Source organism: Pseudoalteromonas sp. NZS11_1 (assembly GCF_015864275.1).
GTDB lineage: Bacteria > Pseudomonadota > Gammaproteobacteria > Enterobacterales > Alteromonadaceae > Pseudoalteromonas > Pseudoalteromonas arctica.
On sequence record NZ_JADYXK010000005.1, the window covers coordinates 68,469 to 93,665 of the forward strand.

The following is a 25,197-nucleotide window of genomic DNA, read 5'->3' on the forward strand; positions in this document are numbered from 1 at the left end:
TTATTGGCGCCCTTGCCACTGTACTTCAAACAACTCTTTTTGCTTACCCCGATACTCGCTACACCATACAAAATCGGCCGACCCCATCCCTTTTTTACGGCAACGTTTAGGCAATTTATAAAACTTTGACCAAGCATCAAGCTTAGCGGCATCTTTATAGCTATCGCTGTGCAAAGACATGTTTGATACTTTTTGATTGAGTAACCAATTGCTATTAGGCGTACGAGTTGGGGTAGGAGAAGCAGCCTGATAAGCGCTACCACTCTTTTTAGGCTTACTGCAGTGATTAGCAAGTAAGGTAAATAGCGCTTTATCGCGCGCAGTTAAGCGCTCACCTTCTTTAGTGCTGTAGCCACTTCTAAATTGAGACCGAATAGTTTCGCGCTGCTTTTTAATGCTATCGCATTGGGCTTGTGTGTAAGCCTCACCAGCTTGAAGAAAAGTTGTAAATGCGCAAATAAATACCAGTAAGATCCATTTAATCATTATTCATTACCTGAATTAACACTTCAAAATAGTGTACCTATAAATGTGAAAATACACATCAACATTACTAATCCAAAAGCAAAATTAAAGCTTTAGGTGGTAGCTCATCTTGCGCCTTGGTTTTTATAAAGCGCGCGAGGTATAAAACTTCACCCACAATAATTTAAACCACCGCACTCAACAAAACCGTAGGTGCGATTTTACATCGCACTTTCTCTTTAGTAACTAGCTCTTTAGTAACTAGCTCATTACGTCAATCAACAAGCAAAGCTCACCTAAACACCTATAGGCGCCCAGCTTGCTCGCGCGAAAAGTGAAGCTTTTAAAATAATTTACTTATATCGCATTGGCGATGGCAACCAAAGAGAAGTAACCGCCGACTTCTCTTTGGAATCTCTCGGCGCCCCGAGGATCACACTATTTCCTCAATTTAAATTAATGATATGAACGTAATCAGCGTAGATAGGCCATCCGTGGCCAAGCTACGCTTTTAACAGCATTGCCTAAAGGGATTTAGGTACTTGGAATTTGTCGGGTACAAAATTCCGCCATACTGTTAATTACCCATCATTAATTAAATTTCGGATGTGATCACGGGGGGATTTAACTCAGCACTTGCCTGCAAATTTGTTGTTATTAAAAGCCTTATGTATATTTAATTATCTTAGCTGCTCGAGTCAATTTAATGGATTCCAATTTACCCTCATCATTAAGCTTTCCTAAATACCGTGACTTAGTTAAAAAACTTAAACATGGTAAATCATTACCTACCGCTATTTATTTACATAAAAGCTCGCTTGAAACAGTACTTCAGCCAGAGCTACTAAGCTTTATTCAGAGCACTATAAACCAATTAAATATTAATGAGCCGTGGAACTTACTAAAACTCTACAAACACGACTTAAAATTTACACTACTTAACTACCCTAATTTTGATGAATACGCTTACCCTGCACTTCATACTAGTTATACAATCGACGCGGCAGAGCTAACAATAAAAACAACAAACTATAGCAATTCGGATAACCCACCTATATTGCACCGAAAAGAAACATTTATTTTGCCCTCCAACAATAACTACAACGCCTTTAAAAAAATAACAAACGAAGGTGAACAAATAGGCTTATACCAAAACACTAAAAGCATTGGTTTTAAACAACAGTGGCATAACTTAATAAAGCGTAAAGGCTATAAGCTTGATGAGCAAGGACGGCTCCATAAAGTAGCAGAACTACCAAAACCAGTAATTGAACATGAGCCACAAAAAATACAGCGTCATTTAACCGCAATAAATCGCGATAGGCTTTCTGCTCCTTTTCAAAAACTCGCTAAATACGGTTATTTGAATGGAGACTATTCAATACTCGATTATGGGTGCGGGCTAGCAGACGATGCTACAGAGCTTGAAGCTCATGGATTAAATATAAATGCATGGGACCCAGTGCACCGCCCCAATGGGTGTAAACAAAATAGCGATATAGTTAATTTAGGGTTTGTACTTAACGTAATCGAAAACGTACATGAGCGTACCGAAACGCTAAAAAACGCTTACAAGCACACAAATCAGCTACTTCTAGTGTCGGTGATGTTAGCTAACGAAGCTAAACAAGAACATTTTAAACCCTATAAAGACGGCATAATTACCAAGTGGAACACGTTTCAAAAATACTATAGCCAAGCACAAATAAGAGCTTATATAGAGCAAACCCTAAGCGTTAAAACCATGGCATTTGGGCAAGGCATAATTGCTATTTTTAAATGCCCACAGTTAGAAGAAGCACACCACCTAGAGCTACAATTTCAAAATTATAATTGGCAGCATATAACACAAAAAGCGCAACCAAAGGCGTTACCTAAAGCACAACAAAAAACCTTATTTGAAAAACACCAAACCCTACTTGATGATTTTTGGCAGCATTGCCTCCACTTTGGTCGTTTACCTGCAAACGATGAGTTTGAGCAAAGCACAACACTGCGCAAATACTTTGCCAGCCACAACAAAGCATTTAACTTGCTACAAAATTACTATGAACAAAATGAATTTGAGCAAGCACAACAAAAACGCAAAGACGATTTACTCGTTTACTTTGCACTTAGCTTATTTGGTAAACGCCAAGCTAAAAGTCATATGCCTGCAAGGCTAACGCGGGATTTAAAAGTTCACTTTAATGATTATAACCAAGCGCTTGAGCAAGCTAAAAAACTACTCTTTTCAATTGCTGATCCTGCCAATATTGGAAATGCATGTTACCAAGCTTACGAGCAAATTCAGCAGGGGAAAATGCACGACAACCACTCATATATTTTACCTACCCGTTTTTTAAACCAACTTCCGGCAATACTGCGTGTTTACATAGGCTGTGCTGTACAACTATATGGTGATATTGACGACGTAGATTTAGCAAAAGTACACATGCGATCCGGCAAAGTTACTTTTTTAAAATACGATGATTTTAATAAAAAGCTCCCACTACTTACCGAGCGAATAAAAGTTAAAATGCTAGAGCAAGATATCGACTACTTTTTTTACGGAAGTGACTACCCGCTACAGCCGCTTTATAACAAACTAGATTATTTACTAAAAAGCAGTAATGAATATAAAAGCCAACAACGATTTGATAAAAAGCTAGCTGACATGCTCAAGGGCGTACCCAAAGCAGAGTGGCCTAACTGGCTTGTTTTACTCAAAGTTTTTGACTATTGGGGTGTTGAATTAAAGGGAGATAAATTTTATAAAGTTAATAAAACCCCCTAAACAGTAATGTTTTGATATTTTTCATCCATCGTCAAAATCGACTCGACATAAGATATTAAAGAAGATTTATCAAAGCCTTGATTAGTCACGTCTTCGCACGAAAGTGCAATACTTTCGGTTTTTGCTGTTATATCGTAACCAATAAGAATGCCATAAATATCAACACCTAATATTAATATATTTTTTAATAGGTGTTTTTCGTCCAAATCAAAAAATAGAGCCTCTGTATTTAAGTCAAAATAATCACATTCGTGATAAAAAACAGGTTCAAATATATCTACTATCAAATAATCGCTTTTTGTTCCAACTTCTAATAAACCAATCTCTCTATAAAACTCAATAATTGATTTAGGTAAAAGTTCTTTGTTTTTCAAATTATCAATGGCTTGAATTTTGATGTTGTAATTATCAAGAGTTTTATGTTTTTCTAGCTTTTTTAATAACTCAGTGTTTCTCATAATCTGTAATTACTCAGCAACATTGTTATTAGTTTTATCGATAATGTATACACTTCGTAATTGAAATAATAGCATTGCCTTTAAATATATAATTAATGCTATTCGAAAATAAAATAACTAACATACTTGAAGGTGTACCCAAAAAAGAATGGCCCAATTGGCTTATACTGTAAAAGGTGTTTGAATATTGGGCTGTAGAATTAAAAGGGGATAAGTTTTTTAAAAAATAAATTCTTTCATAACAAGGAACTAGTAAAAAGTTGCATTTAACGAAACAATAAAAACTGTATTTATTACGTAAGGTACGTAATAATATTACGTACCTTACGTAATGAGATTGAATTATGAGCAACCTTGAAAACAATTACTGCTACAGTTTCCCCGCAGTTCGCGGTCAGCAAGCGGGCAAACCTTTTTACATAGCAACTTGCCCTTTGAGGCTCATACCAAAAATCTTTATGTATGACGAAGAAGAAGTTCCCGTTGAGCTAAGAGCCCAGCGTACACTTAATAAAAGTCGCATTCCCGAAATGGCTCGTTACTTAGTTGAGTCACCTCACGATTATGTTTTTTCTGCAATTACAGCTTCTATTGGCGCCGAAATCGACTTTATAGAAGTAGAAAAAAACAGCAATATTGGTAGTTTAAAAGTGCCAATGGATGCGCAAATATTAATAAACGATGGCCAACACCGTCGCGCAGCTATTGAAGAAGCCCTAAAAGAGCGCCCAGAGCTAAGCCAAGACAACATTGCTGTTTTGTTTTTTGTAGACGAAGGCCTAAAGCGCAGCCAGCAAATGTTTGCCGATTTAAATAAATACGCAGTACGTCCAAGTCCATCGCTTGGTACAATGTACGATCATCGCGATCAAGCATCAGAGCTTGCACGATATTTAGCTTTAAATACAAAGCCTTTTGCTGGCTTTACCGAATTTGAACGCTCTACAATTGCCGTTAAAAGTAGTAAACTATTTACCCTTAGTGGTATCAAGCAAGCAAACCGCGTTTTACTTGGTAAAGGTACTAAAGAAGGCTTTAATGAAGATGAAAGGCAAGTAGCCGCAAAGTTTTGGGAATTGCTAAATATTTATATGCCGGAATGGATACAAGTACAAAACAAACAGCTTTCTGCTGCAGAATTTCGCCAAGAATATATCTCAGCTCATGGTATTGGGCTTCAAGCATTAGCCTTAGTTGGTAGAGACTTAATCAAACTAAGTGATTCTGAAAAACAAACAAAACTTAAATTAATAGCCAATATTAACTGGCTTAAAAGCAATCAAGCTTGGGCTCACAGAGCAATGCAACATGGCAGGTTATCAAAAGCAATGAGCAATATTTTCCTTACAAGCATGCAAATTAAACGTGAAATAGGCTTACCTCTTTCAAAAAACGATGTACTAAAAGAAAAAGAATATTTGAACGCATGAAATTATTAAACCAGCACGACCTACAAGATTACATCGAATTTATCGAAAACGAATCGTTTGCAGGCAGCCAACTACATAACTTTGTAGCCGACACACAGCGTGTATATCTTGCCGACAAACGTCCATGGGTACTTGGCTATAGCGGTGGTAAAGACTCGTCAGCAGTAATGACCCTAATTTATTTTGCTTTGCTTGGCTTAAAACCAGAAGATCGCCACAAGCCAGTATTTGTAGTCGCATCAGACACCTTAGTAGAAACCCCAATGGTGGTTGATCACGTAGATAGATCACTAAGATTAATTGAAGAAGGCGCTAAACGAGAAGGTCTTCCAATTACCTCTCATAAAGTGGTACCAAAATCGAATAATACATTTTGGGCTAACTTATTAGGTAAAGGCTACCCAGCTCCAACGCGTAACTTTCGTTGGTGTACAGAGCGAATGAAAATCGACCCTGTAAGCTCTTTTATTAAAGAGCGCGTAAGCGAATACGACGAAGTAATTGTTGTATTAGGCTCACGCTCACAAGAAAGCGCATCACGTGCGCAAGTAATTAAAAAACATAAAATTGATGGCTCAGACTTAGCTGTACACACAACCTTAAGCAACGCTTTTATTTATACACCAATAGATACATGGAGTGTTGACGATGTGTGGAAAATACTACGCCTTTGCCATTTAAAAACCGAAGAAACACCATACGGTATTAAAAATAAATGGTTTGATAAATACGACCTAGAATGGGAAAACCCATGGGGCGGCAAAAACCTCATACTGTGGAATTTATACAAAGATTCATCTGGACAGGGCGAATGCCCAATGGTTATAGATGAAACCACACCATCGTGTGGTAACTCACGCTTTGGTTGTTGGACATGTACCGTAGTAACCCGTGATCGCGCGATGGAAAGCCTCATTCAAAATGGCGAGCAATGGATGACGCCATTACTCAAGTATCGTAATATTTTATCGCGTAGTACATCGCCTAAACTTAAAAAGAAATACCGCAACCACATTAGGCGCGACGGTCGTTTAGCATTTAAAACGCTAAAAGAAGACAAAGAGCGCGTACTTACAGACGACTACACAACGGGTCCTTACAAATTAAAATATCGCCAACATGCTATGCGTTTACTGCTTAATATTCAAAAACAGTTTAACGACCAAGGTCGCGATGTAGAAGTAATAACCGTTGAAGAATTACACGCAGTGAGGCACGAATGGTTAAACGATCCTAACGAGCCAGATTGGGACGACACATTACCAGGCATTGTATTTGATGCACTTGGCGTAAAACTCGACTGGACAATAGACGACTCTAACCAATTTAGCTTGAGCGAAGGGCAACTGCTGAACGATATAGCACCTAAGCATGGCGTATCGCCACACATGATCAAAAAGCTAATAGACATAGAAACAGCTATGAGCGGTCTTGCTCGCCGTACAGGCATTTTTAACCGTATTGGTCGTCTAATTCAGCAAGATTGGGAAAGCGCCGAAACCATTATTGCGTCTAATTTAGATATTCGTCAAAGCCAAATGCGCCAAAGTAACGAAGTTAAAGCGCTAGAAGACGACCTAAAACAAATTACTGCACTGCTCAAAGCTGAGGGCATAGAATGATTTTTAAAACACTCACCCTAAATAACTTTCGGGTTTTTAATGGGCAAACCATCATAGACCTAAACCCGCGTAAAGAAGGCGTATTTGAACGCCCTATTATTTTATTTGGTGGTTTAAACGGTGCAGGTAAAACGTCTATTCTTACCGCGATTCGCTTAGCATTATTAGGTAAACGTGCACTTGGTGCCGTAATTACTAAAAAAGATTACCTAAGCTACTTAAACGAGCAAACCAATAAAACGGCTACCAAAGCCCAGCAAGATGCTGAGGGTTGCATAACGCTTAGCTTTTCTCATACGCATCAAGGTGTGCATAACCTTTACGAAGTAACCCGTAAATGGCAACTTGAGGGCGATGAAAAGTTAACGCTTACTATTAATGGCGAGCAAGATAGCTCATTAAACTCAGAGCAAGTACAAGCGTTTTTGCATGAAATAGTACCACCTGGAATTGGCGATTTATTCTTTTTTGATGGTGAAAAAATAGCAGAACTTGCAGAAGACGATACCGGCTCTTACTTAAAAGAGGCCGTACAAAAACTGCTAGGTATCGACATTATAAACCGCCTAAGCAACGATCTTGATATTTACTTAAAAGGCTTAGGTGCAGAAACCGCTGATAAAGACACACTTAAAAAAATTAAAGCGGCAGAAGAGCAAAAACACCAAATTACCCAGCAAGTAAATGCAACAAGAGACAAAGCCGATAGTATTGGCGCATACTTAACTGAGCTTAAAAAGAAAATAGCCGCTAAAGAGCATGATATACAAGCACAAGGTGGTGCATGGGCTAAAACAAAAGATCAAGAACAAGCACAGGCTTCCGATCTTATTGAGCTTGAAAAAGAGTTAACCGCTAAAATACGCCAAGAGCTAAGCGGTAGCCTACCAATGGCGCTTGCGCCAACGGCAATGCAAAACTTAATTGAGCAGCTAACCAGCGATCAGCAAATTAAGCAAGCCAAAGCCTTTGGTAACGAGCTCGTACAAGCGTTACCAAACCTAGAAAGCACACTTAACCAAAAGTTCGATACCCAAAGCAACGACATAATGGCAACGGTAAATAGTTACTTTGGTCAGCTTGTAAATCAAACCGCACTTGCCGAGCCACAGCTTGATATTTCAGACTCTGAATTTGCACTTATAAACTCACAAGTTACAGAGGCTTCACAGTCGCAAGCACTAATAAAAGAGCTATCATCAGCTCTTAGCGAAACACAAAATAAACTAAGCTCGCTTTCAATAAATATTGAGCGAGCACCCGATGCCGCCGATTTACATAAGCTGTACTCGTCATTGCGCGAGCTTGAAAAGCAACGCGATACAACAAGTAAAGAATACATAAGCGAACTACTTAAAGCTAAAGAGCACAAAGGCAAAGAGCTAGAGCTCGCAAAGCGTCTTGAAAAAGATTACGCCAAACTAAAAAATAACCACTCAGCCGACAAAGCCGTTGAGCGTGTTGAGCTTAGCCAATATGTATTGCAAGACTTTAAACACGCCCTTACAGAGCTGCGCGTAACCCAGCTAGAAGAGTTATTTATAAAAGCGTACCGTAAGCTTGCCCGTAAAGAAGATTTAAAGCTCTCTGCTAAAATAGACCCAACCAGCTTTGACGTAAACCTAGTCGATGCCGAAGGCGTTATTATTAACCGTAAATCAATGTCGGCAGGTGAAAAGCAAATATTTGCTTTTGCTATTTTAGAGGCACTTGGCAAACTATCGGGTAAAGTATTGCCAGTAGTGGTAGATACACCACTTGGTCGCTTAGATTCAAAACACCGCGATAAGCTTATTAAGCATTACTTCCCAGAAGCTAGTGAGCAAGTAATACTGCTTTCAACCGATACCGAAGTAGACGAAGACTTTTATCAAGCTATTGAGCATAAAGTGTCTCACGCGTTCGAAATTGAATTTAACCAACATACTAATTGTTCAACCCTGCGAGAAGGTTACTTTTGGGCCGAGCTTGCACAGGAGGCGAAATAACATGCTCCCACAAACAATGTGGCTAAAAAAAGCCGTTGAAGAACAGCTTCAAACCCTAAAAGGCAAAACAGGCGTTACACCAAACGTAGCAGCCCGTATCGCATTTTTTCGTTCTATCGAAAAGGGGTTTATATTCAATAAAGAAAAAGACTACAAGCTCTCTGGTAGCCTTAAGCTCGATAAATTTACGTGGTTAGGTAAAACCCAAATGGTGACTGAACTATTACTTAAACAGCGCTACCCTGAGTATTCTGATAAAGAATTACAAACAGCATGGGCAGCACATGTTGAGGATGGAGTTTCTGCAATAAGAAACCATAAATCTCTATTACCTTTGGTAGGTGACTTATGAAGCAGGAATAGGTACCAATAAGATAAAAAAACTGGTGTAGCTCCATACGAAAAAACTCCTACTACCCCGATTTTTCACTCTGTTGGAAGCTATATCTAATAAAGAGTGGTGGCGAGAGCCACCACTCTTTTATTTATATTCCAGCTGATAAATGTTTATAAATATAACCAGACGATTTAGATACCGCATCTACACTCTCAAAAAAGTCGCTCTGAACCTTTATATTGACTAATATCTTAGCAAAATCATTTTCTGATATTACATCACCATACTCATAAATGTTTTTCTCTACATAATAGTTATATATATCCCTTAGCAACCTTATTAAAGCAATAAGGCCAACCGTTTTATTCAAAACTGATTGAGAGTTTTGTTTATCCCAAGCTATATCCCATCTATCAGATACAGCAGTAAAAAAATTGAATAGGTTAGCTGCTATTGTTGAATCATCATCATCGATAAAGCTCTTTCTAAATATTAACCGCTTATAATCAGCATTCTTATTATCAGGCAGTTTCTTTTCCTTCAACCCAATAAAGCTCTTTTTCCTTCCTAACAAGATATCTCTATCCAAACTAGGCTTCTTCGAGATCAACTTTATTAGGTTTTCTACAAATGCGGCCTGTGTTAAAAGCTCACCATTAACTCCTACAGTCTTCACTCCAAGCCTCTTTATTCTTTTAAAGAATGGAGAATCTGTTCTATTATTCATTAAAACAGCTATTTGATGAGCAGTCCTGTATGGACTTCGAGCAATAGCCAACGACTCTAAATCATATACCAAACTCTTATTCACCTTAGTCTGGCTTTGATTGACCATTGTAAATACTTGTGCTTGGGTATGGAGGTCTGCCTCGACAAATATTGTTACCAAAACTTCAAAATCCTGTTTAACTCCCTCTTTATTTATAAACTTCCCATTATTTTCTTCGAAACCTGCGAGTCTATGTTGACCGTCTAAAACCTTTGCAACCTTACCTTCTTTCTCAGATTCATAATTGATAGCTAAAATATTATCCTTTAATGTAATATACTTTTCAGGCATTGATATAATTATCGAATTAGGGAAGGTTGCATCAACAGATAAAACATACTCCTTTATTTTCTTCACCCTAGTTGGGCTTAAATTTCTCTGTATTCCTAAGTAAGTACCTACACCATCCTCTGCTTCATTATGAAGTGAGCGCACATCTGAATACGAGATATTATAGAGGTCACAAGCTTTCATCACGCAACAGTAAAAATCACCAATTGGCTGCGTTACCTTCAAGTAATTAGCTTTTATATTTGGCACTCTAACCTCCTAACTTTTTATCAAGGGCTTTATTCAAATCCGTCATATCTTTTTCATTTTGTTTATAAGGTGGGGTCTGTGTTTTGTGGTGATTCGGCCAAACACTGTAATACCAAATAAAGGCAGTGAGTAAAATGACAGCATTGCTAACAAAACTGAAAGTTGTTGCTTCTATTCTTAGTGTGTTATTCAACAAAGTCTCAATTCTAATTAATATAAAAATATATGCACCGCTCAATAATACAGCCCAAAAAATATAGAAAATCAGTTCTTTGAAAATCCCTTTAGTCCCCTCACTAAGTCTATTTACTATATATGGGGCTAGGAATGCCGCTGTATATATAAATACCTCACCACTCTTAAAGTTCTCCTTAACCGCTCCCAAAAAATCTTTATCTGTAAAACTAGCTATCACCAAAGCGCTCAGAAGTATTGGTGATAGGGAGAATAAAATAGTTATAAAAAACTCTTTTGTTACCCTAAGAAAATGGAATGCCTTGGGCATAATGACCTCTTTAAATAATGAACAAGTTTTTATCATTACTTTAGAAAAAAAACACTTATACTCAGCCAATAAACACCTCCTTTTCATGCCAAAGAAGCAGCTCATAAGCTGGTGAATCACTTTTATTCCTAGGCATGTTTATACTTTTATTTTCAAAACGATGAAACAAGTCGAAGGTATTTGAAATAGTGAGTATTGGTGACAATTTAATCTTATAATCACCTGTTATCCCTAATACTCCTTTATCCAAAGCTTTATGATGAATAGAACAAAGTGCTAAACCATTATTAACTGTGCAGGGGCCATTAAACTGCTTCCATTTAATATGCGCAGCCTCAAGAGCAAATAAATCGTCGTTTATACGCGCATCAAAGCCGCAAATCGCACACTTCCCATTGTAGGCATTGAGTACTTCTCGTCTAAAGTTAGGATCACGTTTTTGCACTTGTTTAAAAGTAAACTCTAAACCAAGTTGAGCTGTAATTTCGGGGACGATACTTTCAGGAAAGCTTTCTGAAAGTATCGTTTCTAGCAGCTCTATAGCAAGTTGTGTATCGTTTTGTAGTAATTCATAAATTTCATTGCTAAACCCACCTGTAACTTGGTGCTTTATTAACTCTGATTTTTTAGCGTCATCACTACTGCTCAGGATACAATTTTCAGCGTTGTTTAAACGCCATATTCCATCGTTTACTAATCGCCAAAAGGGATACTCAGGATGATAAGCCTTACGAGAAGGACCAAAACGTTTAAGTAAAAGATGAACATCTCTATCCACCTCATCTTCATAGCTAAACATTTGCCCATGACCTTGAATATATCCAGCAAGCGCATAAGCCATCATGAGTGGTTTATTAGGCGCACGCTCGTCCCCTCGATTCCAACGCTTAACACCTAGTATGGCGGCACGTAGTTCATTAGGCGTCATTAAGTAACTCCCAAAACGCTTTATCTTTAATGCGTTTAATTTGTTTTTCACCATCAATATAAAGGCTGGTATGTTTTTCAAGTTCACGGATATTTTTCATCAGGAGCTCCTGCTCAGACTTATCATCTTTGTTGAATATGCCTTTAATATCTTGGGTTTTTATTTGCGCAACACGATGCACAATCCAGCTTAAAATGTACGCTGAATAGTCATTCTCACTGGTTTTAAAATGGGTAATATCTTGGGTTGATAAAATAACGCCCACGCCGTATTCACGGCCTTCTTTTAATATTTTGCGAAGGCTTGGGAAGTTTTGCGACATAAAGTTATCGGCTTCATCAACAAGTACTAGTTTAGTAACCTGTCTAAAGTCGCCTTGTACTTGTGGCTTACCTTGTTTTTGCATTTGCGAGTAAAACAAATCAAGTGTTAACGCTACTATTAAGTTTTGGATTTCACTAGGATAACCTGCCAGCTCAATCACGGTTATACCGTCGATAAGCTCATAGAGGCTTGTCATTTTTTCAGGTTGTTCTTCAAAAATTTTGAAGCGAGCTAGCTTAGATAACGCTGCATAAAGTGAGTCTTCTTCCACTTTTTCTTGGTTTAAAAATAACTGCCAAATATCTTCAATAGTAGGAGCTGGTTTCGACCATGTACTTGGGTTTTCAGGGCTAATTCCAGCCAAGTCATAAGCTTCTAGAATAATGTTTTCTAGTTTGAGTTGTTGTTTTTTACCTAAACCATAAGCTTTCGCCATAGTTTCAGAAAAGCCTGCTGCGGTATGTATTGGTAGCATTGGCGTATCGCCAAATAGGCTTAAAGGGTTATATGGAAGTTTGAACAGTTTAAATTTCTTAGCGTTAGTTGCACTTAGAAATTTTTCATCAACATAATCGGATTTATAATCGAAAATGAGTATACCTATTGGCTTACCATCAACATTATTATGCTGATTGCGATAAAGCTGCGTAACTACCGATTTAGTACACTGTGTTTTGCCAGTACCCATAGTGCCTATAATACCTGAGTTGGTATTCATGAATTTAGCGGTATTAGTTGGCTCCCAATAAACCGGTTCGTTATTTTGTACTACATGACCAATCAGTACCTTTAGTGGCTCTTCTGAGGTTGATTGAGCAACAATAGTTGATGGCGTTTTTTCAGCTATTTCACGTTTTTCTACTGCGTTTTCATCAATTATCAATAAACTTGGGTCTTTGTCGTACTTGGTAACTAAGTCGATTTCTCTATTAATAGCAATCAACTGTTGGCTATAATTCCCTGGAAATGATTCTCTTGCTTGTTGTTTAAATTCTCTTAATTTATCAGGAAAATCAGATAGCTTTATATCATCAATTTTAATAAATGATTTTATTTGCCTGTCGATTTCTCTAAGTTGTTCTTCAAAGTCTTCACTGTATTTATCTGCAGAATATGTTTTTATTGCATCTAAAGACCAAGGAGGTACAACTTCTGAAGATAATTTTTGTAATTTTAGATACGCGTTATTTTGCTCGTTTATGAAAATATCGAACATTTCTTGGTCGTCATAATAGGCTGTTTTTGCCCACTCATGAATTTTTGAACTTATATCTTCAGGTATATTTATGTGTTTTTTAGGTTTTTGTGCTGATTCATCTTCAGCTTTGACATCATCTGCTTTAGGTTTACTTTCTTTACTTGTAACCGACTCAGCATTAGTTGATGTGTCATTTTCATTCTTAATTGTTTTTTCAACAGTTGAATTACGAGCGTCACTAAACTTTGGCTTTTCTGCGACTAAATTTTGTAATTCACTGGTTTTATTTTGGAGGTCGTCTGAGTCGTCTTCTGAATCTAGAAAAATAGCATTTTTAAAAGCTTTAAATGCCTCAATCATTTCTTTAGTCACTCCACTGTGAAACTCCAGCCGCTGCGGAGTAACAGTTAATAGCTCATTAACGGTTAGTGGCGTTTTATAAATTCTTTCTAGGATATCAGTTATAAATATACATTTTTCAGGAATGTCTAACTCTGATAAAGGCGTTTTTAGTGTTACAACTTTATTTTTTAATTTTTTAAAATCAGATTCTTGCGAACCTGCATCTAGTATCGCTTTACTTGATGCATCTAGTTTTTCTTTATATACGAACTGTAACCGTTGTAAGTCTCTTATATGACTAAGTTGTACTCTATCTAATCTAGTAAACCATGACTCATCAAGCACTAAAAACTCTTTTATTGTTATGGTGCGGCCTTTAGCTTGTTTTATTCTCTCTATTATAAATTTAAACTCGCCATTAACTTCTTCAGTGTCTTCTAAAAATGTTGATAGGGCGTATTTTTTAATATTTTGTGGAGGTAAAACATTTAGATCTTTTTCAGAATTTAACTCAACAGTATTTGCTTCAATACCTAACTCAGCTTTAATAAATTTAAGCTGTTCAATGTAATTAGATTGATATGCTTCTTTTGCTCTGCTTTTAAGTTTTACATAATTTAAAACGTCTGTTTTATTTGCTAAAGATAAAATATCTTTGTAAGCAGTCACGTGTTCATTATAGATTTTATCAATTTCAAAAGATTTCACTTCATCAGTAACGAGTAGCTTAATAATGTTGTAAGAAACTGCTTTAGGTATTTTATTAGAGATTTTTATATTTAATTTAGATATTAAAAACTCAACTCCGCTATCGGTTAATACATCAGAGTTAGGCTTTTCCTGTTCAACAACCTTTGTATTTACTAACGTTTCATTAGCTGGTTTTGGTGTTGTATTTTCTTCACTTTTATCATTTTCAATTGGCTTATTGATATCATCAGTAGAGCTGTCGTTTATACCTTTTTTAAATACAACTTCTATAGGTGTTATTGCCCCATTTAATATGTACTTTTGATCTATATAAGATAAATACTCTACTTTAATATTTTTAAATAGATCTTGCAGTGGTGTACTTATAAAGCGGTTTAAGTTAGCGCTTGGCAGAATAATTTGCAGAATGTTGTCTTCAAGCGTGAACTCTTCTTTAGCAAAGTCTGCATTTTCAAAAAATGCCATCATAAAGCCTTGCGGGTAGTTCTCTACGTCTGCAATTTGGTAATCACCTTGCAACCACCACTCACGGTTACTTTGTAATTTGTTAAAGTAATCACCCTCGTATACTTTGTATAATTCAAACTTATCAACTTGCATTAATACTTGGCGAATAAACAAGCCTCGGTATAAATGCCCTGCTAAGTCATCACGTCCAAACAAGTTTTCTATCAGATAACGTTTAAGCTCTTTAGCTTGCTGTATACCTTTACTGTGAGTTCGCTTTTTACCAATTTTTACTTCAAGCGGTAATAAGTACATGTTGGTGCCTTTAAAGCCAACAAATAGAACGTCGTCAGATATGGCACCACTTTTAATGTTTTGTGAGTAACGAGAGAAGTCACTATCACTCATTTTTAAGCCAATATTACCAGCCACGCGAATCATTTCAGCAACGCTCATTGGCACCCACGTAATATCGCTTTGATGCAATAAACAATTTACGTATTTATAAGCACCAATAATGCTTTTTTTCTCTTTACGGTCGTTGTCGTTACTGGTGATCATTTTGAGTAACCATTCACCATTAAACGCATTAAACTCATCGGTTAACCCTACGACCCCTTGAGAAAGTACTTGGTCGTATAGATCGCGTCGTTTAGTAACTGTTATTGCATCGTAATTTGCTGAGTTTGTAAAATTATCAGAGTAATGGATCAGTACGGTGTCTTTTTGACCTTTAAAAAAGTCTAGGGTAACTTTAGGGTCAATTATGATTGTCCACACTGAGTTTTCGTAAACGCTATCAAGTAATTCAGATAGCTTACCCGCAACTTTTAAAGCTAATCCGTTATTGGTTTCGTATTTTTGTCCGCACCAAGCTGCTTTAGCTAAGTTATTAAATTGGCTGCTTAGCTTTAAAGTTGCGGTGCTTTCAACATCCAGTTTATTAAGCCCAAATGTTGTAAAGTAAGTATTTTGCTCTTGATAAGCTGTTTCGCCAGCTAACAAACCATGGCACGCAACACCTGTTTTTTCTGCAAGTATGTCGACGGGCACAGGCTCTACTGTTGTGTCATTTCGGACAAAACTAACATGGGCATACTTAAAAATTGGATCGTCTTCACTTAACTTAAATTTACTATAGGTGATACGATTTTTAAGCATATCTGCAATGGCATCTGCTTTATCTTTTTCGCTACCTAGCTCGGCTATATTTTTTAACTCGTCGTAGCTTGGAGCATCAGCAAAGTCATCAAAATAAGTGCGTTGTAATTCTTTATCGTAAATATTTACATGAATTCGGTTTGCTTCATCAAGAGATTTCTTTTTTAAATAGTCGACTAAGCCCAAAAATAACGATGTGTTGTTGCCATTATTAATTGAATTGATATAAACGGTCTCTTTACCACCTTTATCAAACAGTACATCGAATGCTTTTGTAAACTCACTTACTTTTTGTCTAACTAACGGGCGTACATAAGTTAAAGCGGCTTTTTTATTTGAAACAAATTTACACCACATTCGATTATCAGCAACCGCTTGGTTATAAGCAAAGCCATCTGTTGCGTGCCATACGAAAGGCAATAAACCTTCTGCATTTAATCGCTTAATTGTCGCTTTAGGTAAGGTATTAAAGCTATTATCGTTTTCATCACTAGCACGTGTAACTAGTTGTGCAAAATAAGCCAATGTAAGTGGGTGTAAAGGCGTTAAATACTCTTGCTCATCGAACTCGGCAATACCTATATTTACTAGCATTAAAGCTTGCGGAGATAACAGTAATTTGGTTTCTAATTTTTCAACCTCAGATAAATAGCACTTAACAACACTATTCACTAAGCCCAAAAATTCTGAGCCCCAAGAACAAGTACTTATGAGCGCCTTTTTTTCGTCTAGGTAATTAAATAATGAATCATAAGCTGCAAATAATTCTGGGAAGGCGTTTTTAATATTATCTAAAGTGACTTCTGGTCTATTTGCAACTTGAGTTGCAAGTATTCGCTCATCCTGTAATTTTGCTTCCCAATTTAACAAATATTTACGCATTCCTGTTGGGGTCAGGTCTTTTCCATCTATTACAACTTTTTCTTTTGCTCGGTTATATAAGCCATTAAAGTTATCGTTGTATAAACGGTTAAAAAGGTTTGTATCTAAAATCAACGGTAAGCTTAATGTGTCTGACGATACAGCGCCATCCACCTCAAAATTAAGCACATGAGAACCACTTTGTACTGCAAACGTTAAGCTGTCTGTTTCGTTTGCAAACTTTGAAAAATCGACAGTTTGAACATCTTGAACTGAAAAGGTTTGATTTGATTGCGTTACAGTAGCAAGTTCTCCGTGCTCTGCAATTTTTAAAGTGCCGGCATTAGTTTGTAGTGTAATAAGTTGTTTTTTAGGGTGTGTAGCAAGTAAAAAGCTATCAGTTAAGTCGTCAAGATAAAAACTACCTTGTGGTATAACTAATACTCTATATTTAAAACGCTCTTGCGGTTTTTCACGTTTAAAATCGACACTAAAATAAAGTGGCTGATTATCAAAAAAACCTGAAATTTCAGCAACACTTCGTTTTTGAGAGCGGTTGTTTACATCAAGCGCTATTGGCTCTTTTGTATGCTGTAGTTTTAATTCATTTTTTTGAATTTTCCCACCAACAAAACTAGCTTCTATTTTGAATTCTGTTTTATCGGCAGGCATTTCAATTATTAAGTGACGTTCTTTTTTGTTTTCGCGCACTATAAAATCTAGACCTACAATTGTTTCATCTTCAAAAGCAAGTAAGTTTTCTTTATTGTCGCGGCGCTCTTTAATAATTGCACCAAAATCAAGTTTTTCCCAATTTTGATCATCACCAAAATTACTGTTTACAAATTTTTCGCTAAGATCTAAGTCACCTAACTTTTCTACAAGCTCTTGAGGGTACTTTTCTACAATCTCACTAATATTGCCGTACAACTGATGATTTTGCGATAATCGGTTATCTATCTGATCTGTATCATCCCAATTCACAATCGTATTATCGTTAAAAAGACCTAGCTCACTAAATTGAATAATACCGTCGTCTAACGCATCATAAAGCTCAGTAAAACCAAACATGGTTGCACCGTCTTCAATGATTAGTTTAAAACGGTGATCAAGTAAACACTGTGATACTTTGTCGGTACCACTAATTGACGAAATAAGCTCACTTAACGATTTTTTTATTGTAGAGGGGTGCCACACTTCTCCATTTTTACCTAAATCCCGTGCTGAGTTTATTAGTGTATCTAGGTATGAGTTGTGTATAACCAACAGTGCGCAATTTTTTAGAGGACCATCCTGCGCTGACACTAAATCACGTAAGTGCGATATGAAGTTTTCACTTAACCCTTTGTCACTATCTCCATGTACAACAGGTATTAGCGTTGTATTACCAAAGGTAATTGCTGGAAGCGTTTGATTTATGTCATCTGTTACTAATGAAACGGTTGTATCGGCTTTATGAAGCATTGCTTCATAAAGCTTTAAACTGTTATCGCTATCTGGTGAACGAAACTGAAAGCGACTTTCTCCCTCAAACCCTTTAGTTGCCCATTGACAAAAATGTTCAACTAAAAAGTCTTCATATAGTTTTTTTGACATAAACTGCATCTCCACTGTCACTCATTCTTTCTACGTTACCCATTCTTTCAAACAACTCTATTAAACACTCTTCACTACTTTTATCGAAAAATATACCACGCTTTTGAAACTCAATTAGTAACTCATGTAGCCGCAGTTTTTCGTGCTGACCGATACATAAATTAGTCAGTAACAGTAAATAATCTTGGTTTAAAATTAGAAATGATCCCGCTCGACGACGGTTTTGTTCAAATGGTCTAATAAGGGTTTCTCTGGTCGCTGAATTAAACTTCTGAAATGCCCCCTCCCGACCGGTACCTTTTTTAAATTGCTCTGTAAATAGCTTTATTAAATTACTAATTGCCTCACTTGTTGTCGATGCAAAGTACTGTTGACTCGTTAAATTTCTATCATCATGAAAAACGACTGCGTAATTATTTAAAGTTTCAATATCAGTATCGGTTAGCTCATTAACTAGTTGCCATAACGGGCTAATTTGCTTTTTTGTATCTTGCAGGCTCTCGTTTAATGCTAAGTAAGGAAATAATGCGTAGCTAGATTCAACAACTTGTTTATGCCCGTGAAGCTGCAGTTTAGTTCGCTCTTTACTGGCTTTTTCACTATCTAAAATAAAGTAACAAGGTTTTACTTCGGGCTTTTGTGCCCAACCTTTTATGTTTAGTGATAATTGTGCCGTATATAAGAAACCGTACAGTTTTAAAAATGCTTTGATATTTTGTAAAAAATGCTCGGGGTAACTAACTAGAAACTTTAAGTCTTGTTGAAATTGTTCTGACAAAAATGGCAGGTAAGAAGTATGAGGTATATGTGATTTTCTAACCTGTTCTGTTTCTGAGTCGAAAACTTTTTTTATTTCTTGTTCTAGGAAGTTAAGCCGAGATTCTGGTGCATTAATTATTACAACATCACCCATCAATCTATTAAATAATAATGACAAACGCTCGTCGCCAGAGTTACTTTCTTCAGGGTTTAATACTTTTAACGTTTGCATTTCAGGTGCTATGTTAAAAGTTTGCAGATTATCGAAATACATTTTTTCGATAACATGCCAAAAAGGTTCGCCATCTAACTTTTCTACAAAATGCGTTTTACATAATTGCTTAAAATCATCAAGGGTTCTGACTTTTTGTGTAAGTTTAATGTTATGTAAGTTTTTTATAAAAAAACCAACGACAGTATTCCAGTTATAGTGATTTGTGCTGTTATTAGTTGAAGCAGGAAAATAACTAGCGGCACTATTATTTTTTGGTTTTAATTCTTTTAATAATGGCATTTGTTAACCCTCGCTTACCATAATATCGTCATCATCAAGCTCTAGGTGATATTTACCATCTATGCCTGTAATAACTATTTCTGTAGCAGCTTTAGCTTGTTGAATTATTTCAGAAGCTAATTCGTCTAAAAGTATCACTGAGTTTTTATCGTGCTTATTCGGGCGATAGCCATTATTTATATTAATAAGTAGAGAAAGCAGATTTATATTAATTGGTAGCTTAAACTGTTTATCTTGTAGCTTTAGTTTCGCATTAAAAAACGAACTATTAGTCGTCGTTGAAGCAATAATAGATTTGATATCCATGGCTAGATCAGCTGGAGCTGCTATTTGATAATCTCCGAAATCGGAGAGTAAATAGAATTTTTTACCCAACTTTGGCGCATTTCGATTTATGTAGGTTCGTATAGCGGAAATTAAAGTATCTCTATAAAACTCTTTTAAGCTATTTTTTTGCTTACTATCGCCACTATAAGATTTATGTAACTGATATACCTTGATATAACTTTCGATTAATGACTCGTTATAATCTTCTGAATACTTTTTATGGTAATCATTAGCAAAATCGTCGTATTTAAGCAGATAAAATAAACGAAGATACTGAGCACCGCTATTAATATGCTTAATTCCAAAAACATGTAATGCGTTTTTAAAATTCATAAACTCGATATCTGGTAAACCTAGATCATAAGCAAGGATAAAACGGTCGACTTCTTTAGTACGCAGATGTGCTGGATCAAAGTTTTCAATTTTATTTGCAAGTTCATTATCGCCACCGGCAAATAAATTATCGAATAAATACCCATTCCCCAATAAAAGTTCATGGACAAAATCAAGTAATGCTCGTGCGGTTAAAAACTGATCTCTCATTAAGCGAGCTTTAAATAGCAAATCTATAATTACCTTTTGTACAGAAGGTAAGCTAAGTAATTCGAAGTTTGCAATTAACCGTAACGATGCAGGATCGCTTTGTTCGAGCTTTTCCTTTTCAAGGAGCTGCCGAATTATATTGTTTTCTTTTTGCGTGATTCTTTCTAATAATTTTTTAGCAAAGTCACACTTATAACCTTCGTCACTAATTTCAAATTTTGGATAATCTTCAAAATTTATAAAAATTACTGTTTCGTCTTGCTCATTTTTATTTTTAAGGTAAGTGCTAATTTTACTGCGAATTAATAGGTTTTGACCTTCCTCAGCGTAATTACCTAGCATTCCGGCATTTATGCCTACAACCAAGGGGGTGTTTGCCGTTTCAAACTCATTAAATACTTTATCTAATGTTTGAATAGCTGTGCCATGAGGTTCAAAACTATGCGTTGCATCTAAGTGAAACTTAACGCGCGTTCCAAAATCAACTTTGGCTTTTGTTAGTAATTCGGATTTACCATCGCCACTACTGCCACATAAAAACAGTACTTTTTTATCGTTAGCGCCAAACGAAGAGATAGCTTTATTTACTGCTGATTCAATTGGCATTTGGATATATAAATAAGATTTTATAGTATCTAATACATTTTGGTTCTTTGTGCTGCGCTCTGTGGATACAGCATAAGGAGATGATTTTGATAAAACGCTGAGGGCTTCTTTCAACCGCATAATTGACCTTTATCCAATGGTGTGCGGTTTAGCAAACCGCTCCATGGTTTATTTATTAATAACTAGCTAATCATTAATCTGGTGTTCATATAGAAACAATTTACATGAACATAATTAATAAATACAGATTTATTAAGTATATAGCTAATAAAAGCTAGGTATTTATTACTAAAATGTATTTTCCTTTACTATAATGTAAATTATTTCAGTACTTCACACTTTATACATATGCTTTTGATAATAAAGAATTTAAAAAATAAAACTGAGCTCCATTTCATTCACTACGACCCTAGGATGCCTTGTGAGATTTCAATCAAAAAACATCAGAACCTTTGGCTACCTTCAACGAGACATAAGCTCACCTTTAACTAAAAGCTTTAGCTCTAAAATATCAACATACCAATAATGAGTGATTAGGTACTCATTAATGAATTAGCCGCCAATGTAGGCGGTTACAATACACGGCAACGTAAAACCAATAAAGCGCAGGTTATTCACAATGATTTTTGAATGTTATGTGTTAATTGACGGGCTTGAAATTTATTATTTTAAGTATGGCGTTTTGCGAACATAAGCGACATTGATGTTGCACGCTTACCAAGCGTGCTTTCTGCAATTGAATAAAAATTTAAAAGCGGTTATGCACTTCAAATTGAATCTGCGTTATGTATAGCGCGATATAAATCACGCTAAACGTTTTTTGTTACTTTTTTCTTAGCCAAAAAAGACTCGCAGGCACCGAAATCCACGCCTGCTTACCTAACGAATCAAGGTAAACAGCTACTTCTTCTTTACTGCCTGGGCTGAAATATGGCGGCTGTTGTTCTTTTAGTTTTTCTTGGCCGGTGAGTATTTTGCTAAAGTGTTTATTTTGCTGCTGGAGCATTTTTTTGTAATCGTTAGCTGGTTTTGAATCACCATGCTTTACAAAAGCACTTAGCGCACGGCTTGCTGTTGTGTGTAGTTCTTGAAAATCAAAGTCGGCCAATAGCGCTTCTAACTTTTCCCATTGTTTATTAATAATTAGGCAGTTCATTAATAAAAAGCGGTTTGCTTGATTGTCGTTTGGGTTTAGCTTTAATAACTCTTCGAGTTCTGATTGCGCTTTTTGGGTATAACCATGCAGTGCGTGTATTTTTGCTCGATGCGCGCGAAGCATCATATAAGGTCGGGTTTCGTGCAAACCCCAAAAGTACCCGGTGTTGTCTTTAATAAACTGCTTTGTTATGAGCCCACTTTCCATTATTTCTAAAAGCATTTGCATTGGCTCAAGTGCTTTTAGCTCGGTATCGGCAAGTACTAGTTCAAGTAGTTCATCAAATTCATCTAATTCATTTGGCTCTTCGTCTAAAAAGTGGTTGTTAAATTCGGCTTCGTTTTCATCAAATACTGCTCGCTCGTTACTAAAACGCAATTCAAAAATAGCGTCGGCCATAAAATAAACATAATTACGTTTATATTCTTGGGCGTTGTATTGGGCAAATTCACCAAACTCTTTTGCGGCGATTTTGGGGCTTGTAAATGCTTTTAACACTGTAGTAAAGCTGTTTATAGAACGTTTTTGCTCTGTATTGAGCATGCGTTTATTTATATTTTTAAGCGCCTGTAAAACCCCTTTACAGTAATTTGGTAGGGGCATATTCGGCTTTAGTGACTCACGGTAGTCTTGTTTAGATAGGCTGCATTTTGCTGGCATTTTTAATTCGTTTTGAATTATTTTATCCATGCTTTGGTTATACAGAGCCATTAAGCTTTCGAGGTATTTTAGCTCAGTCTCGTTTTGAATATTAAACTCTCCAAATAGATCTGGGTGCCACTCACTGGGAACAAGTAGTTGAGGTAATACACCTAATCCCATTAAGTAGCCTTGGATAAAGTAATAATCTGGTTTTTTAGTGCTTAATTCACTGAGTTTTATAACATCACTGCGTATTTTGGCTGGTGACATAACGTGCCCTGCTATGTATAAATTTATTATTAGTGTACCCATAGATAAGGTTACCAACAACGCTAGTTTAGTTGCTTTATCCTAAAAATGAATTTTTAACGAAATATTTACAAATTTAAACAAGCCCGCGCCGCTAAAATACAAAAGCTGGTTTATACTGTTGTAATAATGAGCAAAATAATAACTATGAGGCGTAATGAATAAATTAATAACCGTATTTTTATGTTTGCTGTTTACGGCTCCATTTAATGTATTTGCTTGTGAGAGAACCTTTAGCGTGGCATCGCACGATGCTTTTTGGCCGCCTTATGTAATGGGTATTAACGGTAAACTACAAGGCTTGGAGGTTGATGCACTCAACATTATATTTGCTGACTCCCCTTTTTGTTTTGAAGTTAAGTTACTACCAAATTCTAAGCGGGCTTTTATTGAGCTTAAATACGGCCGTATTGATTTAGGGTGGGCTGCAAGTTATACAGATGAGCGTGCCAAATATGTGCACTTTAGTGATAACTACCGAACTGAAGTTATGCGCTTATACGAAAACAAAAATAATCAGCATAGCGTTAAAAACCTCGAAGATATTTTTAAACAAGGCTTTAGCGTTGGCGCTAACTTTGGAAGCTATTACGGCGAGGAATTTGAGCAATATAAAACAACGCATAAAAAGCAAACTGAATACACCAGTGCAACCAGTAAACGCTTTGAAATGCTTAATAAGCAACGTATTGATTTTGCTATTGAAGACGAGTTAGTGGGGGCTTATTTTGGCAAAAAAGGCTCAAATATCAAATTAGTAACCAATATTGAGCATGTAAATAAAGACGATATTTATTTAATGTTTAGCAAACAAACGGTGTCGGTTACTGAGCTTGCAGTAATTAATGATCATATAAACAAAAACAAAACAGCACTTAATGCGCTGTTTAAATACTAGGAGTGTAATGAAAACTTTATTTTTAACATTTACTACACTGCTATTTACTCACTTTAATGCCCTTGCGTGTTCAAAAACATTAGTGATGGGCACTAACGAAACTAATTGGCCGCCTTATCTTGTAAAACAAGGTGATGCATTTTTAGGCACAGAAGTGGATGCTGTAAACGCTATTTTTAAAGATTCAAAATTTTGTATTAAATGGACTTATTTTCCGAGTTTTTCGCGTGTTCAAGCTGAGCTTAAAAATGGCCGAGTAGATATGACCTACGCGGCAAGTTATACAGAACAACGCGCTCAATATGCGCATTTTAGCTTGCCTTACCGCGACGAAGTTATGCGGCTTTATAAACATAAAGATACGCCTGATGTAACAAGCTTAGCTGAGCTTTTTAGTAAAAAGTTTACAGCTGGTATTAACCGTGGGAGCTTTTTTGGTAACGAGCTTGAACAGTTAAAAACTAAGTATCCAACACAGGTGGTGCTTACTGCTCAAGCAAATAATCGATTTAGCATGTTAGATAAAAAACGAATTGACTATGTTATTGAAGACTCTGCTGTTGCGCAGTACTTTGTAAAAAAACACCCCTCAATTACGCAGGTAAAGTCTATTACACCAATTAACGTTAACAACGTACATTTTATGCTAAGTAAAGAGTCGCTAACTCTTGATGACGTGGCGACGGTTAATCAACTAATTATCAAAAATGCGGCCGCTATAAAGTTAATTTATCAGCCTGTGCATTAAAGCATGGGCAATAACGTGGTTATTTGGCTACAACACTTATTTAATGTTATTGGCGGTAGTGGTTATTTATATTCCCCGCTGTAAGTAAGCATCACCGCTCACGCTAAAAATAGTGGCTTAAAAACGAGAATTGCCGTTATTTTCGCTTGGTTATAAATTAGCTACCTTTTATCTTTCATTCGTTGTGGCTGATCTGTATAATTCGCCAGCTAATTTACCCTATTGTCTGGTTCTTGT

At 36.4% G+C, this 25,197-nt stretch carries 16 protein-coding genes; 7 read left to right on the forward strand and 9 right to left on the reverse strand.

Annotated features, from left to right (window positions below; all coding sequences use genetic code 11):
* The gene (locus I6F44_RS06070; protein WP_197173435.1) at positions 1-486 is read right to left on the reverse strand and encodes a hypothetical protein; all 486 of its coding nucleotides are present in this window, start codon (positions 484-486) and stop codon (positions 1-3) included.
* Between the two features lie 685 nt (positions 487-1,171).
* Between I6F44_RS06070 and I6F44_RS06075 the strand changes: the two genes are divergently transcribed.
* Entirely contained in the window at positions 1,172-3,241 is a 2,070-nt protein-coding gene (locus tag I6F44_RS06075; RefSeq protein ID WP_197173436.1) for a DNA phosphorothioation-associated putative methyltransferase, read from the forward strand.
* Here I6F44_RS06075 and I6F44_RS06080 read toward each other — a convergent pair.
* Positions 3,238-3,699 (reverse strand): hypothetical protein, encoded by a 462-nt coding sequence (locus tag I6F44_RS06080; RefSeq protein ID WP_197173437.1) that lies wholly within the window; start codon positions 3,697-3,699, stop codon positions 3,238-3,240. The two genes, I6F44_RS06075 and I6F44_RS06080, sit on opposite strands and share 4 nt — an antisense overlap.
* Before the next feature lie 344 nt (positions 3,700-4,043).
* Here I6F44_RS06080 and dndB point away from each other — a divergent pair, with 344 nt between their 5' ends.
* The 4 genes from dndB to dndE are packed head-to-tail and all read left to right on the forward strand — an operon-like array spanning position 4,044 to position 9,091.
* Complete coding sequence (dndB, locus tag I6F44_RS06085) at positions 4,044-5,129, forward strand: DNA sulfur modification protein DndB (RefSeq protein WP_197173438.1); 1,086 nt, start codon at positions 4,044-4,046, stop codon at positions 5,127-5,129.
* Positions 5,126-6,751, forward strand: a complete 1,626-nt coding sequence (locus I6F44_RS06090) for a DNA phosphorothioation system sulfurtransferase DndC (RefSeq protein ID WP_197173439.1) — start codon at positions 5,126-5,128, stop codon at positions 6,749-6,751. The genes dndB and I6F44_RS06090 overlap by 4 nt, the downstream gene beginning before the upstream one ends.
* Positions 6,748-8,739: a DNA sulfur modification protein DndD gene (gene dndD / locus I6F44_RS06095; protein WP_197173440.1), complete on the forward strand. Its 1,992-nt coding sequence runs from the start codon at positions 6,748-6,750 to the stop codon at positions 8,737-8,739. Before I6F44_RS06090 ends, dndD begins: the two co-directional genes overlap by 4 nt.
* 1 nt (position 8,740) lies before the next feature.
* Positions 8,741-9,091 carry a DNA sulfur modification protein DndE gene (gene dndE / locus I6F44_RS06100; RefSeq protein WP_197173441.1) on the forward strand — a complete coding sequence of 117 codons (351 nt, stop codon included), beginning with the start codon at positions 8,741-8,743 and terminating at the stop codon, positions 9,089-9,091.
* A 133-nt stretch (positions 9,092-9,224) separates the two neighbouring features.
* Here dndE and I6F44_RS06105 read toward each other — a convergent pair whose 3' ends face one another.
* The 7 genes from I6F44_RS06105 to I6F44_RS06135 all read right to left on the reverse strand — a co-directional run bounded on the left by I6F44_RS06105 (position 9,225) and on the right by I6F44_RS06135 (position 23,275).
* On the reverse strand, positions 9,225-10,385 hold the full coding sequence (locus I6F44_RS06105; protein WP_197173442.1) for a DGQHR domain-containing protein: 1,161 nt from the start codon (positions 10,383-10,385) through the stop codon (positions 9,225-9,227).
* Position 10,386: 1 nt separating this feature from the next.
* On the reverse strand, positions 10,387-10,959 hold the full coding sequence (locus I6F44_RS06110) for a hypothetical protein (protein ID WP_197173443.1): 573 nt from the start codon (positions 10,957-10,959) through the stop codon (positions 10,387-10,389).
* Positions 10,952-11,818, reverse strand: a complete 867-nt coding sequence (locus I6F44_RS06115) for a phosphorothioated DNA-binding restriction endonuclease (RefSeq protein ID WP_197173444.1) — start codon at positions 11,816-11,818, stop codon at positions 10,952-10,954. Before I6F44_RS06115 ends, I6F44_RS06110 begins: the two co-directional genes overlap by 8 nt.
* Positions 11,808-18,458, reverse strand: a complete 6,651-nt coding sequence (gene dptH, locus I6F44_RS06120) for a DNA phosphorothioation-dependent restriction protein DptH (protein WP_197173445.1) — start codon at positions 18,456-18,458, stop codon at positions 11,808-11,810. The genes I6F44_RS06115 and dptH overlap by 11 nt, the downstream gene beginning before the upstream one ends.
* A complete protein-coding gene (gene dptG, locus I6F44_RS06125; protein ID WP_197173446.1) occupies positions 18,439-19,731 on the reverse strand; it encodes a DNA phosphorothioation-dependent restriction protein DptG in 1,293 nt (430 codons plus the stop codon). Before dptG ends, dptH begins: the two co-directional genes overlap by 20 nt.
* A gap of 3 nt (positions 19,732-19,734) precedes the next feature.
* Positions 19,735-21,327 (reverse strand): DNA phosphorothioation-dependent restriction protein DptF, encoded by a 1,593-nt coding sequence (gene dptF / locus I6F44_RS06130; RefSeq protein ID WP_197173447.1) that lies wholly within the window; start codon positions 21,325-21,327, stop codon positions 19,735-19,737.
* A 703-nt stretch (positions 21,328-22,030) separates the two neighbouring features.
* On the reverse strand, positions 22,031-23,275 hold the full coding sequence (locus I6F44_RS06135; RefSeq protein ID WP_197173448.1) for a UPF0149 family protein: 1,245 nt from the start codon (positions 23,273-23,275) through the stop codon (positions 22,031-22,033).
* A gap of 196 nt (positions 23,276-23,471) precedes the next feature.
* On the opposite strand from I6F44_RS06135, the gene I6F44_RS06140 reads away from it, so the two are divergent.
* Complete coding sequence (locus tag I6F44_RS06140) at positions 23,472-24,212, forward strand: substrate-binding periplasmic protein (protein ID WP_197173449.1); 741 nt, start codon at positions 23,472-23,474, stop codon at positions 24,210-24,212.
* A 7-nt stretch (positions 24,213-24,219) separates the two neighbouring features.
* Complete coding sequence (locus tag I6F44_RS06145) at positions 24,220-24,960, forward strand: substrate-binding periplasmic protein (protein WP_197173450.1); 741 nt, start codon at positions 24,220-24,222, stop codon at positions 24,958-24,960.
* The last annotated feature ends 237 nt before the right edge of the window (positions 24,961-25,197 follow it).

Bases quoted from the DNA above. Each gene is read 5' to 3' on its own strand.
- I6F44_RS06070 (WP_197173435.1), bottom strand. From the start codon at position 486: ATGATTAAATGGATCTTACTGGTATTTATTTGCGCATTTACAACTTTT.
- I6F44_RS06075 (WP_197173436.1), top strand. From the start codon at position 1,172: ATGGATTCCAATTTACCCTCATCATTAAGCTTTCCTAAATACCGTGAC.
- I6F44_RS06080 (WP_197173437.1), bottom strand. From the start codon at position 3,699: ATGAGAAACACTGAGTTATTAAAAAAGCTAGAAAAACATAAAACTCTT.
- dndB (WP_197173438.1), top strand. From the start codon at position 4,044: ATGAGCAACCTTGAAAACAATTACTGCTACAGTTTCCCCGCAGTTCGC.
- I6F44_RS06090 (WP_197173439.1), top strand. From the start codon at position 5,126: ATGAAATTATTAAACCAGCACGACCTACAAGATTACATCGAATTTATC.
- dndD (WP_197173440.1), top strand. From the start codon at position 6,748: ATGATTTTTAAAACACTCACCCTAAATAACTTTCGGGTTTTTAATGGG.
- dndE (WP_197173441.1), top strand. From the start codon at position 8,741: ATGCTCCCACAAACAATGTGGCTAAAAAAAGCCGTTGAAGAACAGCTT.
- I6F44_RS06115 (WP_197173444.1), bottom strand. From the start codon at position 11,818: ATGACGCCTAATGAACTACGTGCCGCCATACTAGGTGTTAAGCGTTGG.
- dptH (WP_197173445.1), bottom strand. From the start codon at position 18,458: ATGTCAAAAAAACTATATGAAGACTTTTTAGTTGAACATTTTTGTCAA.
- dptG (WP_197173446.1), bottom strand. From the start codon at position 19,731: ATGCCATTATTAAAAGAATTAAAACCAAAAAATAATAGTGCCGCTAGT.
- dptF (WP_197173447.1), bottom strand. From the start codon at position 21,327: ATGCGGTTGAAAGAAGCCCTCAGCGTTTTATCAAAATCATCTCCTTAT.
- I6F44_RS06135 (WP_197173448.1), bottom strand. From the start codon at position 23,275: ATGTCACCAGCCAAAATACGCAGTGATGTTATAAAACTCAGTGAATTA.
- I6F44_RS06140 (WP_197173449.1), top strand. From the start codon at position 23,472: ATGAATAAATTAATAACCGTATTTTTATGTTTGCTGTTTACGGCTCCA.
- I6F44_RS06145 (WP_197173450.1), top strand. From the start codon at position 24,220: ATGAAAACTTTATTTTTAACATTTACTACACTGCTATTTACTCACTTT.